The sequence below is a fragment of the Pectobacterium atrosepticum genome (genome assembly GCF_000740965.1).
Taxonomy (GTDB): domain Bacteria; phylum Pseudomonadota; class Gammaproteobacteria; order Enterobacterales; family Enterobacteriaceae; genus Pectobacterium; species Pectobacterium atrosepticum.
The window spans coordinates 1271037-1287368 of sequence record NZ_CP009125.1 but is presented as its reverse complement, the minus strand read 5'-3'; the positions used below and the strand labels follow the sequence as shown (position 1 = coordinate 1287368).

The 16332-nt window shown below is 49.3% G+C and carries 13 protein-coding genes; 8 read left to right on the top strand and 5 right to left on the bottom strand.

The window, feature by feature from the left end; genetic code table 11:
* Positions 1-34: 34 nt before the first annotated feature.
* The 5 genes from lon to bolA all read right to left on the bottom strand — a co-directional run bounded on the left by lon (position 35) and on the right by bolA (position 7117).
* Complete coding sequence (gene lon / locus GZ59_RS05660) at positions 35-2416, bottom strand: endopeptidase La (RefSeq protein ID WP_011092744.1); 2382 nt, start codon at positions 2414-2416, stop codon at positions 35-37.
* A 191-nt stretch (positions 2417-2607) separates the two neighbouring features.
* Complete coding sequence (clpX, locus tag GZ59_RS05655) at positions 2608-3882, bottom strand: ATP-dependent protease ATP-binding subunit ClpX (protein ID WP_011092743.1); 1275 nt, start codon at positions 3880-3882, stop codon at positions 2608-2610.
* Positions 3883-4045: 163 nt separating this feature from the next.
* On the bottom strand, positions 4046-4669 hold the full coding sequence (gene clpP / locus GZ59_RS05650; protein ID WP_011092742.1) for an ATP-dependent Clp endopeptidase proteolytic subunit ClpP: 624 nt from the start codon (positions 4667-4669) through the stop codon (positions 4046-4048).
* Between the two features lie 526 nt (positions 4670-5195).
* Positions 5196-6500: a trigger factor gene (tig, locus tag GZ59_RS05645; protein WP_039290638.1), complete on the bottom strand. Its 1305-nt coding sequence runs from the start codon at positions 6498-6500 to the stop codon at positions 5196-5198.
* 302 nt (positions 6501-6802) lie between these two features.
* On the bottom strand, positions 6803-7117 hold the full coding sequence (gene bolA, locus GZ59_RS05640) for a transcriptional regulator BolA (protein ID WP_011092740.1): 315 nt from the start codon (positions 7115-7117) through the stop codon (positions 6803-6805).
* A gap of 301 nt (positions 7118-7418) precedes the next feature.
* Here bolA and GZ59_RS05635 point away from each other — a divergent pair, with 301 nt between their 5' ends.
* From GZ59_RS05635 to GZ59_RS05600, 8 genes are all read left to right on the top strand, one after another.
* Entirely contained in the window at positions 7419-7997 is a 579-nt protein-coding gene (locus GZ59_RS05635) for a lipoprotein (protein WP_011092739.1), read from the top strand.
* A 59-nt stretch (positions 7998-8056) separates the two neighbouring features.
* Complete coding sequence (gene ampG / locus GZ59_RS05630) at positions 8057-9544, top strand: muropeptide MFS transporter AmpG (protein ID WP_011092738.1); 1488 nt, start codon at positions 8057-8059, stop codon at positions 9542-9544.
* A gap of 424 nt (positions 9545-9968) precedes the next feature.
* Positions 9969-10931, top strand: coding sequence for a cytochrome o ubiquinol oxidase subunit II (gene cyoA / locus GZ59_RS05625; protein ID WP_011092737.1), 963 nt, complete (start codon positions 9969-9971; stop codon positions 10929-10931).
* A gap of 4 nt (positions 10932-10935) precedes the next feature.
* The gene (cyoB, locus tag GZ59_RS05620) at positions 10936-12927 is read left to right on the top strand and encodes a cytochrome o ubiquinol oxidase subunit I (protein ID WP_011092736.1); all 1992 of its coding nucleotides are present in this window, start codon (positions 10936-10938) and stop codon (positions 12925-12927) included.
* Positions 12917-13531: a cytochrome o ubiquinol oxidase subunit III gene (locus GZ59_RS05615; RefSeq protein ID WP_011092735.1), complete on the top strand. Its 615-nt coding sequence runs from the start codon at positions 12917-12919 to the stop codon at positions 13529-13531. The genes cyoB and GZ59_RS05615 overlap by 11 nt, the downstream gene beginning before the upstream one ends.
* Positions 13532-13864 (top strand): cytochrome o ubiquinol oxidase subunit IV, encoded by a 333-nt coding sequence (locus GZ59_RS05610; RefSeq protein ID WP_011092734.1) that lies wholly within the window; start codon positions 13532-13534, stop codon positions 13862-13864.
* A gap of 14 nt (positions 13865-13878) precedes the next feature.
* On the top strand, positions 13879-14769 hold the full coding sequence (gene cyoE / locus GZ59_RS05605; RefSeq protein ID WP_011092733.1) for a heme o synthase: 891 nt from the start codon (positions 13879-13881) through the stop codon (positions 14767-14769).
* 188 nt (positions 14770-14957) lie between these two features.
* Positions 14958-16322 carry an MFS transporter gene (locus GZ59_RS05600; RefSeq protein ID WP_011092732.1) on the top strand — a complete coding sequence of 455 codons (1365 nt, stop codon included), beginning with the start codon at positions 14958-14960 and terminating at the stop codon, positions 16320-16322.
* Positions 16323-16332 lie beyond the last annotated feature (10 nt).

Below are 16332 nucleotides of genomic sequence, written 5' to 3'. Positions count from 1 at the left end.
CCCTGATTTTATCAAGGGTTTTTGCGACAGGTCACTATTTTGCCTTAGCCTTGGCTTTGGCTTTAGGGGTCGAGACCACCTGGATGCCAGAAGGCGCATTCAGCAACGCTAACGCCAACACTTCCTCGATACGCTTCACCGGATGGATTTCCAGATCGGCAATCACGTTCTGTGGAATCTCTTCCAGATCGCGCTTGTTGTCATCTGGAATCAATACCGTCTTGATACCACCACGGTGTGCGGCCAGTAGTTTCTCTTTCAGACCACCGATCGGCAGCACCAGACCACGCAGGGTAATCTCTCCCGTCATCGCCACGTCGGCACGCACTGGGTTACCGGTCAGACAGGAAACCAGCGCAGTACACATAGCGATACCTGCACTCGGCCCGTCTTTTGGCGTTGCACCTTCAGGAACGTGAACGTGGATATCACGCTTCTCGTAAAAATCAGCATTGATGCCTAATTTTTCCGCTCTGGCACGAACCACGGTAAGCGCAGCCTGAATCGACTCTTGCATGACCTCACCCAACGAGCCGGTATAGGTCAGTTTACCCTTGCCCGGTACGCAGGCGGTTTCAATCGTCAGCAGATCACCACCAACTTCCGTCCAGGCCAGTCCGGTCACCTGCCCTACGCGATTTTCATCGTCCGCGCGACCATAGTCAAAGCGCTGTACCCCAAGGAAATCTTTAAGGTTATCGCCCGAAATCTGGATATGCTTAGTGGATTTATCCATCAACAGCGTTTTTACTGCTTTACGGCACAGTTTGGAAATTTCACGCTCCAGACTACGCACGCCCGCTTCACGCGTGTAATAACGGATAATACCAACAATCGCACTGTCTTCTACCGACAGCTCGCCCTTTTTCAGCGCATTACGTTCAATCTGTTTCGGCAGCAAGTGCTGCTTGGCAATATTCAGTTTTTCATCTTCGGTATAGCCGGAAAGACGAATAACCTCCATACGGTCAAGCAACGGTGCCGGAATATTCATAGAGTTAGACGTAGCAACAAACATCACATCGGACAGATCGTAATCGACTTCCAGATAGTGATCGTTAAACGCGACATTCTGCTCAGGGTCGAGTACTTCCAGCAAGGCAGAAGCCGGATCGCCACGCATGTCGGAAGACATTTTATCGATCTCATCCAGCAGGAATAGTGGGTTTTTTACACCGACTTTCGCCATTTTCTGGATTAGCTTGCCCGGCATTGAACCGATATAGGTACGGCGGTGCCCACGGATTTCGGCTTCGTCACGCACACCACCCAACGCCATGCGCACATACTGACGTCCAGTCGCTTTAGCGATAGACTGACCGAGTGAGGTTTTACCCACGCCAGGAGGCCCAACCAGACACAGAATCGGCCCTTTTATCTTGCTAACACGGCTCTGTACTGCGAGATATTCGAGGATACGTTCTTTCACGCGATCCAGACCGTAGTGGTCGGTATCCAGCATTTCCTGCGCTTTCAGCAAATCTTTCTTCACTTTGCTACGCGCATTCCATGGCACCTGCACCATCCAGTCGATATAGCTGCGCACCACGGTCGCTTCAGCCGACATCGGCGACATCATCCTCAGCTTTTGTAACTCAGCCTCGGCTTTTTCACGCGCGTCTTTCGGCATTTTCGCCGCTTCAATTTTACGCTTTAACGCTTCGTGTTCATCAGGTGCATCATCCATCTCTCCCAGCTCTTTCTGAATGGCTTTCATTTGCTCATTCAGATAGTACTCACGCTGGCTTTTTTCCATTTGCTTCTTAACGCGGCCGCGGATCCGTTTTTCTACCTGCAACAGGTCGATTTCGGATTCCATCATCGCCATCAGGTACTCTAAGCGTTCAGTGATGTCGAACATTTCAAGTACAGACTGCTTGTCAGTCAATTTCAACGGCATGTGCGCGGCAATGGTGTCGGCTAAGCGCGCGGCATCGTCAATACTGTTCAGAGAGGTCAGAACTTCCGGCGGAATCTTCTTGTTCAGCTTGATGTATCCCTCAAACTGATTGATCGCCGTGCGCATGAGAACTTCCTGCTCACGCTCATCAATCGCCGGAGAATCAAGATATTCTGCGTGTGCAGCGAAATGCTCACCGCTGTCAGAGAGCGTCGTAATACGCGCACGCTGTAACCCCTCGACCAGCACTTTTACCGTGCCGTCAGGTAGTTTCAGCATTTGAAGAATTGAGGCTACTGTCCCTACCGAGAAAAGATCGTTAATACTTGGCTCATCCGTTGAGGCTTCTTTCTGTGCCACCAGCATGATCTTCTTGTCATGATCCATTGCTGCTTCAAGGCACCGAATCGATTTCTCCCGACCAACAAACAACGGAATGACCATGTGCGGATAAACCACCACATCGCGCAATGGCAATACGGGGATTTCTATGCGTTCGGAACGCTCAGGGTTCATAGAGCTCTCTCTTAGTTTCGTTTCCGCCAGGTTATGGGAATCTCGTGAAACGCGGTTTTCACCGTTTCATCAAATAGGTATTTGAGTATATGGGGATAAATGTCTCACATTCAACGACCAGCATGCGTGTAAAAAACAAATGGGGGATAAAATCCCCCATTTTTATTTCTTGATACGGCTTAATTGATTAATTATTCGCCGGAAGCCTGCTGTGTTTCATGCTTACCATAGATTAATAATGGCTCTGAATGCCCAGCAATCACGGATTCGTCAATAACAACTTTATCCACACTTTCCAGCGATGGCAGATCGTACATCGTCTCCAGCAGCGCGGCTTCAACAATGGAACGCAAACCACGTGCGCCGGTCTTACGAACCATCGCTTTTTTCGCAATCGCCGTCAGCGCTTCATCACGGAATTCCAGCTCAACGCCTTCCAAATTGAACAGCGCCTGATATTGTTTGGTCAGTGCATTCTTCGGCTCACGCAGAATCTGAATCAATGCGTCTTCGCTCAATTCTCTCAGCGTTGCGACAACCGGCAGACGTCCGATGAACTCAGGAATCAAACCAAACTTGATCAAATCGCCCGGTTCAACATGACTTAACAGTTCGCCTTCGGTCGCTTTTTCAGCCGATCCTTTAACTGTCGCGTTGAAACCAATACCGCGTCCCGTATCGGTACGCTGCTCGATCACTTTGTCCAGACCCGCGAACGCCCCACCACAGATGAAGAGGATCTTGGAGGTATCAACCTGCAAGAACTCCTGCTGCGGATGCTTACGTCCACCCTGCGGCGGCACCGCTGCGATGGTCCCTTCGATCAGCTTCAACAGCGCCTGTTGCACGCCTTCACCAGATACATCACGGGTGATCGATGGGTTGTCTGACTTACGAGAAATCTTGTCGATTTCATCGATATAGACAATCCCACGCTGCGCTTTCTGCACATCGTAATCACACTTCTGCAACAGCTTCTGAATGATGTTTTCAACGTCTTCACCGACATAACCCGCTTCAGTCAGCGTGGTAGCATCCGCCATGGTGAACGGAACATCCAGGAAACGCGCCAGGGTTTCAGCCAACAGCGTTTTACCGCTCCCTGTCGGACCGATCAGCAGGATGTTACTTTTACCCAGCTCGATTCCGTTGCTGCTGTCACCATTACGCAAGCGTTTATAGTGGTTATATACCGCAACAGCCAACACCTTCTTGGCCTGCTCTTGACCAATGACGTAATCGTCAAGGTGGCGGCGAATTTCGTGTGGCGTCGGCAACGCACTGCGCTCACGATGTGGCGCTACTTCCTTAATTTCTTCGCGAATAATGTCGTTACACAAGTCAACACATTCATCGCAGATATACACCGACGGCCCGGCAATCAGCTTACGCACTTCATGCTGGCTCTTGCCGCAAAAAGAGCAGTACAGTAACTTTCCTGAACCGTCTTTGCGCTTATCTGTCATGAGTTAAACCTCTTCTTCGTCTTTTGCCCGCAGGCCAACCACAGCGATATCGCTACAACGAACGCCGATACTTATAGCCAATACGCGTAAAATAACCCCGCACAACAGACTATCGGTCGAACACTGATTTTTAGCCACACCAGACCGCTAATATGGCGAATTATTACCCACGGTTAGTGAATACGGAGTCTACCAAACCGTATTCTACTGCCTCGCTAGCAGAGAGGAAACGATCGCGCTCTGTGTCTCTCTCTATCGCTTCAAGAGGTTGCCCCGTGTGTTTCGCCATCAGCTCATTCATTTTGGCTTTTACTTTCAGTATTTCTTTGGCATGGATTTCAATATCCGTTGCCTGCCCCTGGAAACCACCCAACGGCTGGTGAATCATAACGCGCGAGTTAGGTAAGCAAATACGTTTACCTTTAGCACCCGCAGTCAACAGGAACGCGCCCATTGAACAAGCCTGTCCCATACAGATCGTGCTGACATCCGGCTTGATAAACTGCATGGTGTCGTAAATAGACATACCAGCAGTAATAACGCCACCTGGAGAGTTAATGTACAGATAAATGTCTTTTTCTGGGTTTTCGGCTTCCAGAAACAGCATCTGTGCCACAACCAAATTCGCCATGTAATCTTCCACCTGACCGGTCAGAAAGATTATCCGTTCTTTTAGTAGACGGGAATAGATATCGTAAGAACGTTCCCCACGCGCAGTCTGTTCAACCACCATCGGCACTAACGCCATATGAGGTGCTTGTCTTTCTTGTTCGCCACTGTATGACATTCACGTCTCCTAGATAAAATGCGTCCGGCACTCTTATTGCGTTGTTCAATCATTGCATAGCTCAATTCTACTAGAGATAGGGGGGGATGACTATGGAACCCTGCCCCCGTCACTGTTGAACAACCCAACGGCCGAGAATCCTTAACTGCTGTGCCGGCCTTTCCTCTTCAGTGAGTGGGGGCACGTGCATTGTATTTCAAGCTTACACTATCAATCGCTCTCTATTAAAGAGCCAATTATTTTATTATTAACACGTTATCGGCACGGCAAATCTGTGGTTTAACTCTTTGCACGACCTAATAAATTCTCGCCTGACTTAATAATAGTGCAATTTCAGGTGACCATTCCTTGCGTATTGTCTGACAGGAACGGAGGCGTCCAACACCGGAGGTAAAAGATCGCCTCACCGGTCATCATCGGCACTACGATTACGCAAAGCTATAAGCAAAAAGCCCGCGCCATAAGGCACGGGCTTTGATAGGGAAGCACCCCGCTACGCAATAAACAATGTTGATATCAACAACGTTTACGCCGTAGTCGTTTGATTCATCAGTTCGTTGAAGCTTACTGATTTCTCAACGACTTTCGCTTTAGCAAGCACAGTTTCAACCGCTTGCTCTTCCAGTGCGACGTTACGCATGTTGTTCAGCAGCTCTTTATTCTTGCTGTAGAACTCGATAACTTCCTGCGGATCTTCGTAAGCAGAAGCCATCTCTTCGATCAGTACATTAACGCGTGCTTCGTCAGCTTTCAGCTCGTTGCTGCTGATCACTTCGCCCAGCAATAAACCGATAACAACGCGGCGTTTAGCTTGCTCTTCGAACAGTTCACGCGGTAATTCCAGCGCTTGCTTCTCGTTGCCACCAAAACGCTGTGCAGCCTGACGGCGCAGAACATCGATTTCGCCATCGATCAGTGCAACTGGCACTTCGATTTCGTTGGCGTTGATCAGTCCATCCAGAACCTGAGTTTTCACACGGTTACGCACCGCGCCTTTCAGCTCACGTTCCATATTTTTACGGACTTCAGCACGCAGACCTTCCTGAGAACCATCAGCCACGCCGAAACGTTTGATGAATTCTTCAGTCAGTTCAGGCAGCTCACGCTCTTCAACTTTCTTCAGGACGATAACGAACTGAGCCGCTTTTCCTTTCAGATTTTCAGCGTGGTAGTCTTCTGGGAAATTCACGTTGATAGTGAATTCTTCACCCGCTTTGTGCCCAACGATACCATCTTCAAAACCTGGGATCATGCGGCTCTGGCCCATTGCCAGAACGAAGTCGGACGCTTTTCCGCCTTCGAAGACTTCACCGTCGATAGAGCCAGTGAAATCGATCGTTGCACGATCTTCGGCTGTCGCAGCACGGTCAGTTTCTTTCCAAGTCGCCTGTTGCTTACGCAGCGTATCCAGCATGGTATCAACGTCAGCATCAGTCACTTCAACAACCGGTTTTTCAACTTCGATTGCTTCCAGACCTTTCAGTTCGACTTCCGGGTACACGTCAAACTCTACAGTGTAAGTGAAGTCGCCACCTACGGCATATTCGCCGGGGGTATAGTTAGGCGCGCCAACCGGATTAATTTTTTCTTTGATGATAGCGTCAACAAAGTTGCGCTGCATCAGGTCACCCAATACGTCCTGACGCACAGAGGCACCATAACGCTGAGCAACAACATTCATCGGCACTTTGCCTTTACGAAAACCGTCAATACGTACTTTTTTGGCCGCGTTGACCAGCTCGCTCTTCACCGCACTCTCAATGATGTCAGCAGCAACGGTAATCGTTACGCGACGTCCCAGACCTTGAGTGGTTTCAACTGAAACTTGCATCTTGTTACCTCAAAAAATCACAGTGATCGGTCAACCCCAAAACTATTCTCACGACAGCAAGGCTTATTCAGACTGCCGCCATCTAAGGCACACAGCTCGACTCAACCTCGCAGAACCGGGAAATTGCCAACCCCGTCCTTGTAGTCAGAAGCGTCCCGAATACATTCAGGAAAAATAGACGCAGCATTATAGCGATATAGAGAGGATGAGTCGAGAACAGCGGGCAGACTATTACAGCAACAGATTCACACTTTTTGTCAGTAACCCACTCCAATATGTCAGGAACGGGTCATATTCATGACTTAAGAAAGGATACCAGCACCACCACAGGGAGGTGAAGAAGGGACGGCGTTTTGCAAGCTGATCCACTCTTTGGTCGTATATGTATGCAGCGCTAACGCATGCACCGAACCCGCGAGCTCCGCAGCCAATACGGCATAAACTGCACGATGTCGCCCAATCACGCGCTCACCCGTGAATTTATCGCTGACCAGCACAACTTTGAAATGGCTTTCCGCTCCAGCAGGCACGTTGTGCCGATAGCTTTCGTCAGTTACCTCTAAATGAGCGGGTTCAAAACCCACACGCAACTTCTCTTCTATCGTTTCACGCATCATACGGCTACCCTTTCGGCTTGGGGAAAATGGGATATCAACGCGACATGACTGTTATAACCTTAGCGTTTTTCAATCGGTTATGCGTAAAAACGGCATAGAAAGAAGAAAAACGCTCGCAATAAATTGATATGTCAGCGACAGGCTTGATGTGATAAAAACGGTTTTTCCAGGTCAAAAGCATGAAAAAGATGGATTTCAGGACAATTTACCTGCTATCGGCTCTTTTCCCTGCCAGTGGCGATGATATGATATCAACAATATTTGTCAGCTCACCACACTAATCATTATTGAGAAAATACGAATGTTAAAAAAATTATTTTTCCCTCTTCTGGCCATCATCCTGCTTGCAGGATGTGCAGCAAAAAGCAACACACTGAACATCAGCCCAAAAATTGGCGTGCCTGCTCAGGATCCGACCTTGATGGGCGTAACAATTAGCATCAATGGCGCAGATCAGCGCGCCGATCAGGCTCTGGCGAAAGTGAATCGCGATGGCCAACTGATTACGCTGACACCTTCCCGCGATCTGCGTTTCCTGTTGCAAGAAGCACTGGAAAAGCAAATGACCGCGCGTGGTTATATGATTGGAACCGGTGGTCCAGTAGCTTTGCAGATCGTAGTTAACCACCTGTACGCCGATGTCTCTGAAGGCAACCTGCGCTACAGCATCACGACCAAAGCAGATATCTCCATCATTTCTCAAGCGGCAAATGGCAACAAGCAGATGAAAAACTACCGCTCAACCTATAGCGTTCAGGGCGCATTTACCGCCAATAATGAAAATATTACCAATGCGGTTAACACCGTGTTAGGCGATGTCATCAACGACATGGCGCAAGACACCAGCGTAAGTAGCTTTATCAAAGAAAACGCTCGTTAATTTCTGTACGCCGCTTCCCTTGCTCCTTACGTCTCACGGAGCAAGGGAAAGGACTCGCCATGTTTAGTCGCATCATTACGTTGTTCAGCCAACGCAACTCACTTTTTATGCTGTTGCTTGGTTTCGCTTCCGGTTTACCACTGGCATTGACATCCGGCACATTGCAAGCCTGGATGACCATTGAGAATGTCGATCTAAAAACCATTGGTTTTTTCTCTCTGGTTGGCCAAGCCTACGTATTCAAATTTCTGTGGTCCCCCCTGATGGATCGTTACACCCCACCGTTTCTTGGCAGACGCCGCGGCTGGCTGATCCTCAGTCAACTTCTGCTGATTGTTGCCATTATTGGTATGGGGTTTATGAACCCAACGCGCGATCTCTTGTGGCTGGCGACGCTAGCGGTTTTGGTCGCGTTCTGCTCCGCTTCTCAGGATATTGTTTTTGATGCCTATAAGACGGATTTACTTCCCCCTGAAGAACGTGGTACGGGCGCGGCTACCTCTGTATTAGGCTATCGGCTTGCCATGCTGGTTTCAGGTGGACTGGCGCTGTGGATGGCCGACCGGTATTTCGGCTGGCAGGCAACGTATTGGTTAATGGCAGGATTGATGCTGATCGGTGTATTCGCCACCCTGTTAGCACCAGAACCACTCAATAGTCAGCCTGCGCCTCGCACCATGGAGCAAGCGATTGTTGCTCCTCTGCGCGATTTCTTCGAACGCAACAATGCCTGGCTCATTCTTCTGTTGATCGTGTTATACAAACTCGGCGACGCCTTTGCGGTCAGTTTGACAACAACTTTCCTGATACGCGGCGTTGGTTTCAATGCGGGTGATGTCGGCTTGGTCAACAAAACACTTGGACTATTCGCTACCATCGTGGGGGCGATTTACGGCGGATTATTGATGCAGCGGCTCTCATTGTTCAGAGCGCTGATGCTGTTTGGACTCCTTCAGGCCGTTTCCAACGCGGGATACTGGTTGTTGGCAATCACTGACAAAAATCTGTTCACCATGGCCAGCGCTGTTTTTCTGGAAAATCTCTGCGGCGGTATGGGAACAGCAGCCTTTGTCGCACTGTTGATGACGTTGTGTAACAAATCATTCTCAGCCACACAGTTTGCCCTGCTTTCTGCCCTTGCGGCCGTCGGACGAGTTTACGTTGGCCCTATCGCAGGCTGGTTTGTCGAATCCTACGGTTGGGCATGGTTCTATCTGTTCTCGATTTTTGCCGCATTACCAGGCCTGGCAATCCTGATGATTTGCCGTGAAACGCTGGAATTTACCCAGAAAACAGATACTTTTCAGTTACGCACAAACTTCCAGAATTATTACAAAAAAGCCTTACGTGTGTTGGGGTTGGGTGTCATATTGCTGGTATTGTGGCTCATTCTGCTCATCAGCAATGCTCTGGAATGGTCTTCATTTTATATGTTGGCAGAATATCTACTCACCGCAGGCTGTACGCTCGCGCTGTTAGGCATTTTCTTCGGTAGCTTGCTGGACTATCTGTCACTCAGGCGAGCGTCTAAGCCGTCCGTACATTGACGATATTCGTTCAGGTAGCGACATCTGCTGCCTGAACCTATTACATCATTCCTTTATTTAATTATTTTTTTCATAATTATCTTGCTAGAGGGAATTTTATTTCCTAGTAAAATATCTCCAGAACTAATTTCATTCGTTATCAAAAACACATGCTGGGCAAAAAATCTCACCAAACTAAAAATAGAAAATAAGCGTTATGGTGAGTTGTAATTTCTTATTATCCATCCATACTCTCATCTGGGTAGCCACTTAATTTGCTGTTTTTAAATACCATTTTTATTTTGGCTATCTTTGTGACACTAAGGGCAAAAAACAGCAACAATCGGCTGACATAACCTTAATCATGTTTACAGTACAGTAACCTTCCCGTAAAATGCCCGCTCGCATGAAATGACAATAGAGCCCTTGTTATTGAGGTCGCTAGATGAGACTCAAGAAATACAATAAAATTTTTGGGATGCTGTCTTTATTTGCAGCCACTGTTCTACTGAGCGGTTGCGATATGGCGCTGATGAACCCCAAAGGAGAGATCGGGTTAGAACAAAGATCGCTAATACTGACTGCCATCGGGCTGATGTTGATCGTTGTGATTCCCGTTATCGTTATGACGATAGCTTTTGCCTGGAAGTTCCGTGCTTCTAATGAAAAGGCAAAATATACCCCGAACTGGTCACACTCCAACAAGATAGAGGCTGTAGTCTGGACTGTACCAATTATCATTATCGTTATTCTTGGCACGATTACCTGGAAGACGACCCACTCGCTTGATCCGTACAAGCCGCTGGTATCAGACGTCAAACCTATCAATGTCGAAGTTGTTTCGCTTGATTGGAAATGGTTGTTTGTTTACCCGGACCTTGGTATCGCTACGGTTAACGAATTGGCTTTTCCTGCCAACGTGCCTGTTGCATTCAAGATCACATCCGACTCCGTGATGAACTCCTTCTTCATCCCTCGTCTTGGTGGACAGATTTACGCCATGGCCGGAATGCAGACGAAGCTCCACTTAATCGCTAATGAACCGGGCAAATATGACGGTATCTCCGGCGGCTATAGTGGTAAAGGCTTCTCTGGTATGAAGTTCACCGCGATTGCCACGCCAACCCAACAGGAATTCGATCAGTGGGTTGCGAACGTTCGTGCGTCCGCCAAGACACTGAACACCATGGATGAATTCAATACGTTGGCTAAGCCAAGTGAATTCCATCCTGTCGAATACTTCTCCACTGTCCAGCCGGATTTGTTCAATAATATTATTCGCAAATTCACAGGCAACGACATGAACATGCAACATCATGGTGAAGGCATGAAGCCCGATGAAAACATGCAACATGGTGAGGGTATGAACATGGGCGAGCATAGCTCGCACAAAGGAGCCGAGGGATAATACGATGTTCGGAAAACTTACACTTGATGCGGTTCCGTACCACGAACCCATTATTATGGTCACCGTGGCGGCAATCATCGTTGGCGGCCTTGGGCTGCTAGCGGCAATAACCTATTTCGGTAAGTGGAAATGGCTGTGGGCCGAGTGGTTCACCTCCGTAGACCACAAGAAAATCGGTATCATGTATATCATCGTCGGACTGGTGATGATGATACGTGGTTTTGCCGATGCCATCATGATGCGCGGTCAGCAGGTTCTTGCCTCTGCCGGGCAAGAAGGCTTCCTAAACGCTCACCACTACGATCAGATATTCACCGCACACGGTGTCATCATGATCTTCTTCGTGGCAACCCCGTTCGTTGTTGGCTTGATGAACCTTGCGGTTCCCTTGCAGATCGGTGCGCGTGACGTTGCTTTCCCATTCCTGAACTCCCTCAGCTTCTGGCTGTTTGTGGCTGGCGTTATCTTGATCAACCTCTCTCTCGGGGTCGGTGAGTTCGCACAGACTGGCTGGGTGGCCTATCCGCCACTTTCAGGAAAGGAGTACAGTCCCGGCGTCGGGGTCGATTACTGGATATGGAGTCTACAGATATCCGGTATAGGTACCACGCTGACTGGCGTTAACTTCTTCGCGACGATTCTGAAGATGCGCGCACCGGGCATGTCGCTGATGAAAATGCCGGTATTTACCTGGACAGCACTGTGTACCAATGTGCTGATCATTGCCGCATTCCCTATATTAACCGTTACCATTGCGCTGCTGACGCTTGACCGTTACCTCGGCACCCATTTCTTTACCAATGATATGGGTGGCAACATGATGATGTACATCAACCTGATTTGGGCATGGGGTCATCCTGAGGTTTACATTCTGGTACTGCCGATATTCGGTGTTTATTCCGAAGTGGTTGCCACATTCTGTAGAAAGCGTCTGTTTGGCTACACCTCACTGGTATGGGCAACCATTGCGATTACGGTTCTGTCGTTCATCGTTTGGCTGCACCACTTCTTTACCATGGGGTCCGGCGCAAACGTCAACGCCTTCTTTGGTATAGCCACTATGATTATTTCAATCCCAACCGGGGTTAAAATCTTCAACTGGCTGTTCACCATGTACCAAGGTCGTATTCAGCCTCACTCCACGATGCTGTGGACCACAGGCTTCATCATCACCTTCACCATCGGTGGGATGACAGGCGTACTGCTGGCCGTACCGGGCGCAAACTTTGTCCTGCACAACAGTCTGTTCCTGATTGCTCACTTCCATAACGTGATCATCGGTGGCGTGGTGTTTGGTTGCTTCGCGGGAATTACTTACTGGTTCCCGAAAGCCTTTGGTTTCACCCTGAACGAAACCTGGGGTAAACGCGCGTTCTGGTTCTGGATTATCGGCTTCTTCGTTGCCTTTATGCCGCTGTACGTCCTCGGCTTCATGGGCATGACGCGTCGTTTGAGCCAGCAAATCAACCCTGAATTCCACGCCTTGCTGGTTGTGGCATCCATCGGTGCAGTATTGATCGGTATCGGTGTACTGTGTCAGGTTATCCAGTTCTACGTCAGTATCCGTGACCGTGACCAGAACCGCGATCTGACGGGCGACCCGTGGGGTGGACGCACGCTGGAGTGGGCAACCTCTTCTCCTGCGCCGTTCTACAACTTCGCTATCGTGCCGCATGTTGACGAGCGTGATGCTTTCTGGGAAGCGAAAGAGAAAGGTGAAGCTTACAAACGTCCTGCCAGCTATGAAGAGATTCACATGCCGAAGAATACCGGCGCAGGTGTGATTATCTCTGCATTCAGTCTGGTATTCGGTTTTGCGATGATCTGGCATATCTGGTGGCTGGCCATCGCTGGCTTCGCCGGCATAATTGTGACCTGGATTGTGCACAGCTTTAATCAGGACGTGGATTACTACGTGCCGGTTAAAGAAATTGAGCAAATTGAGAATCAGAATTTTGATCAACTCAGTAAGGCAGGCGTGAAACATGTCAACTGAAACTCTGACTAACCACAATACTGCCCATGCTGAGCATGGGCACCACGACACAGGAGCCAATAAGGTATTCGGCTTCTGGGTCTACCTGATGAGCGACCTGATCATTTTCGGATCGCTGTTCGCAACGTATGCCGTACTGGTTAACGGTACTGCTGGTGGCCCAAGCGGGAAGGATATTTTCCAACTTCCCTTCGTGCTGGTAGAAACGTTCGCGCTGTTGTTCAGTAGTATTACCTACGGCATGGCGATGATCGCCATGAACAAGGGCAACAAATCTCAGGTTAATACCTGGTTGGGTGTGACCTTCTTGTTCGGTCTGGTGTTTATCGGGATGGAAATCTATGAATTCCATCACCTGATCGTTGAAGGCTATGGCCCGGATCGCAGTGCGTTCCTGTCTGCCTTCTTCGCGCTAGTCGGCACCCACGGGCTCCACGTAACGGGCGGTCTGATCTGGTTGGTCATCATGATGATTCAGGTGTCCAAACGTGGCCTGACTGCAACCAACAAAACGCGTCTGATGTGCCTGAGCCTGTTCTGGCACTTCCTTGACGTGGTGTGGATTTGTGTCTTCACCGTTGTTTATCTGCTGGGGGCAATCTAAATGAGTCATTCAACAACCGATCATGCAGGTGCCAGCCACGGTAGCGTTAAGTCATATGTGATAGGTTTTGTTCTGTCCGTTATTTTGACAGTCATTCCTTTCAGTATGGTCATGAGCGGCACGGCCTCGCATAACGCCATTCTTTTCACGGTGGTGGGATGTGCAGTGGTTCAAATTCTGGTGCATCTGGTGTACTTCCTGCACCTGAATACGTCCTCAGAAGAGCGCTGGAACGTGGTGGCTCTTGTGTTTGCCGTCCTGATTATCGCGATTGTTGTCGTGGGCTCCATCTGGATTATGATGAGCGCACACCACAACATGATGATCCAGTAACAGAGCCGTAAAAGATGATTAAGCAATACCTGCAAGTTACTAAACCAGGAATTATTTTCGGAAATCTGATTTCCGTTATCGGTGGGTTTCTCCTTGCGGCACAAGGCCGCATTGATTATCCCTTGTTTCTCGCCACCCTCGTGGGTGTGTCGTTAGTCGTTGCGTCTGGCTGCGTGTTTAACAACGTCATTGACCGCGACATCGACAAGAAAATGGAGAGAACCAAAAATCGGGTTCTGGTAAAAGGACTGATTTCGCTGAAGGTAACGCTGGTTTACGCATCGCTGTTAGGTATTGCGGGCTTTGCTCTGCTGTACGTCGCAGCCAACCCGCTGGCTATGTGGCTGGCGGTGATGGGCTTCGTCGTGTATGTCGGTGTGTATAGCCTGTACATGAAGCGACATTCTGTTTATGGCACGCTAATTGGCAGCCTATCCGGCGCAGCACCACCGGTTATCGGTTACTGTGCCGTCAGCAACCAGTTTGATGCTGGTGCGTTGATTTTGCTGTTAATCTTTAGCCTGTGGCAGATGCCGCATTCCTACGCGATTGCGATTTTCCGCTTCAAGGATTATCAGGCAGCCAACATCCCGGTTCTGCCCGTTGTGAAAGGTATCTCCGTTGCGAAAAACCACATCACGCTCTATATCGTAGCGTTTGCGATAGCAACGTTGATGCTGTCTCTCGGCGGTTATGCAGGTTACAAATACCTGATCGTTGCCGCAGCAGTCAGCGTGTGGTGGTTGGGTATGGCGTTGTCAGGCTATAAAAATGCGATCGATGACCGTGTATGGGCAAGAAAGCTGTTTGTTTTCTCCATCGTCGCGATTACCTCACTAAGCGTGATGATGTCTGTGGATTCAATGGCTCCAGCGCATGAAGTTCTGCTGACCTACCTGCGTTAATTATAAGCTGCGTTCTATGCATTAAGAAAAACAGGCGGCTCGTCCGCCTGTTTTTTTATGACTGCGCCCTGTGTTTTTTCTTTTTCGCTCCCCTATTTCCTCCACCGCCAAATCACGTAACAAACCTATCGTTTACTGTCTGGCCAATAACACACTAAAATAGCGCCAATTGTTTTCAGAGGTAATGAATGAACGATAATAAAATGACCTCAGGCGAATTACGCGCCACATGGGGCTTGGGCGCTGTTTTTTCACTACGCATGCTTGGCATGTTCATGGTGTTACCCGTTCTAACCACCTACGGTATGGCATTACAAGGTGCCAGTGAAGCACTGATCGGGATTGCGATTGGTATCTATGGCCTGATGCAGGCTATTTTCCAGATCCCCTTCGGCTTAGTCTCCGATCGTATCGGCAGAAAGCCGCTGATCGTCGGGGGGCTGCTGATTTTTGCATTCGGCAGTGCCATTGCTGCACTGAGTGATTCTATTTGGGGCATTATCCTTGGCCGGGCATTGCAAGGCGCAGGGGCCATCTCCGCCGCCGTCATGGCGCTGCTTTCCGATCTCACTCGTGAACAGAACCGAACCAAAGCTATGGCATTTATCGGCGTGAGCTTTGGCGTCACCTTTGCCATCGCTATGGTCGTTGGCCCTATCGTTACTCACGCCTTCGGTTTGCAAGCGCTCTTCTGGGGCATCGCCGTTCTGTCACTCGCGGGCATTGCCATCACGCTGACCCTGATTCCTTCCGCTCCTGAACACGTCCTAAACCGAGAATCAGCGATGGTGCGTGGCAGTTTCCGCAAAGTACTCGGCAATAGCCGTCTGCTGAAACTGAATATCGGCATCATGTGTCTGCATATTTTATTAATGTCGAGTTTCGTTGCCCTACCCCGCGCAATGGAATCAGCAGGGCTGGCACCGCAGGAACACTGGAAAGTCTATCTGGTTACGATGTTGGTCTCCTTTGCCGGCGTCGTGCCCTTCATCATTTATGCTGAAGTGAAAAGACGGATGAAGCAGGTCTTCATCGGCTGCATCGTGGTACTGATAGCGGGAGAGATTGTTCTGTGGGCATCAGATAATCACCTCTGGCAAATTATCATCGGCGTACAGCTGTTCTTCCTAGCTTTCAACGTCATGGAGGCGCTGTTGCCATCGCTGATTAGCAAAGAATCACCTGCGGGATATAAAGGCACAGCGATGGGCGTTTACTCCACCACACAGTTTATCGGTGTAGCAATTGGAGGAAGTCTCGGCGGCGGGCTGTTTGAGCTTTATGGCGCATCAACCGTGTTTATGGCTGGCGCAGCCATTGCAGCAATCTGGCTGTTTGTCAGCTTCACCATGCAGGAACCGCCCTACCTGAGCAGCCTGAGAATCGCACTGTCCGATTTAGCATTACAGGATAGTGAGCTGGAACAGAAAATTCGCACCCAGCCCGGCGTTGCCGAAGTGGTTATCGTGCCGGATGAATTCAGCGTCTATGTGAAGATCGACAACAAAAAAACCAATCGACAGCAGCTAGAACAAGTAGTAGGTCAAGCCTAAATTAAGCAAA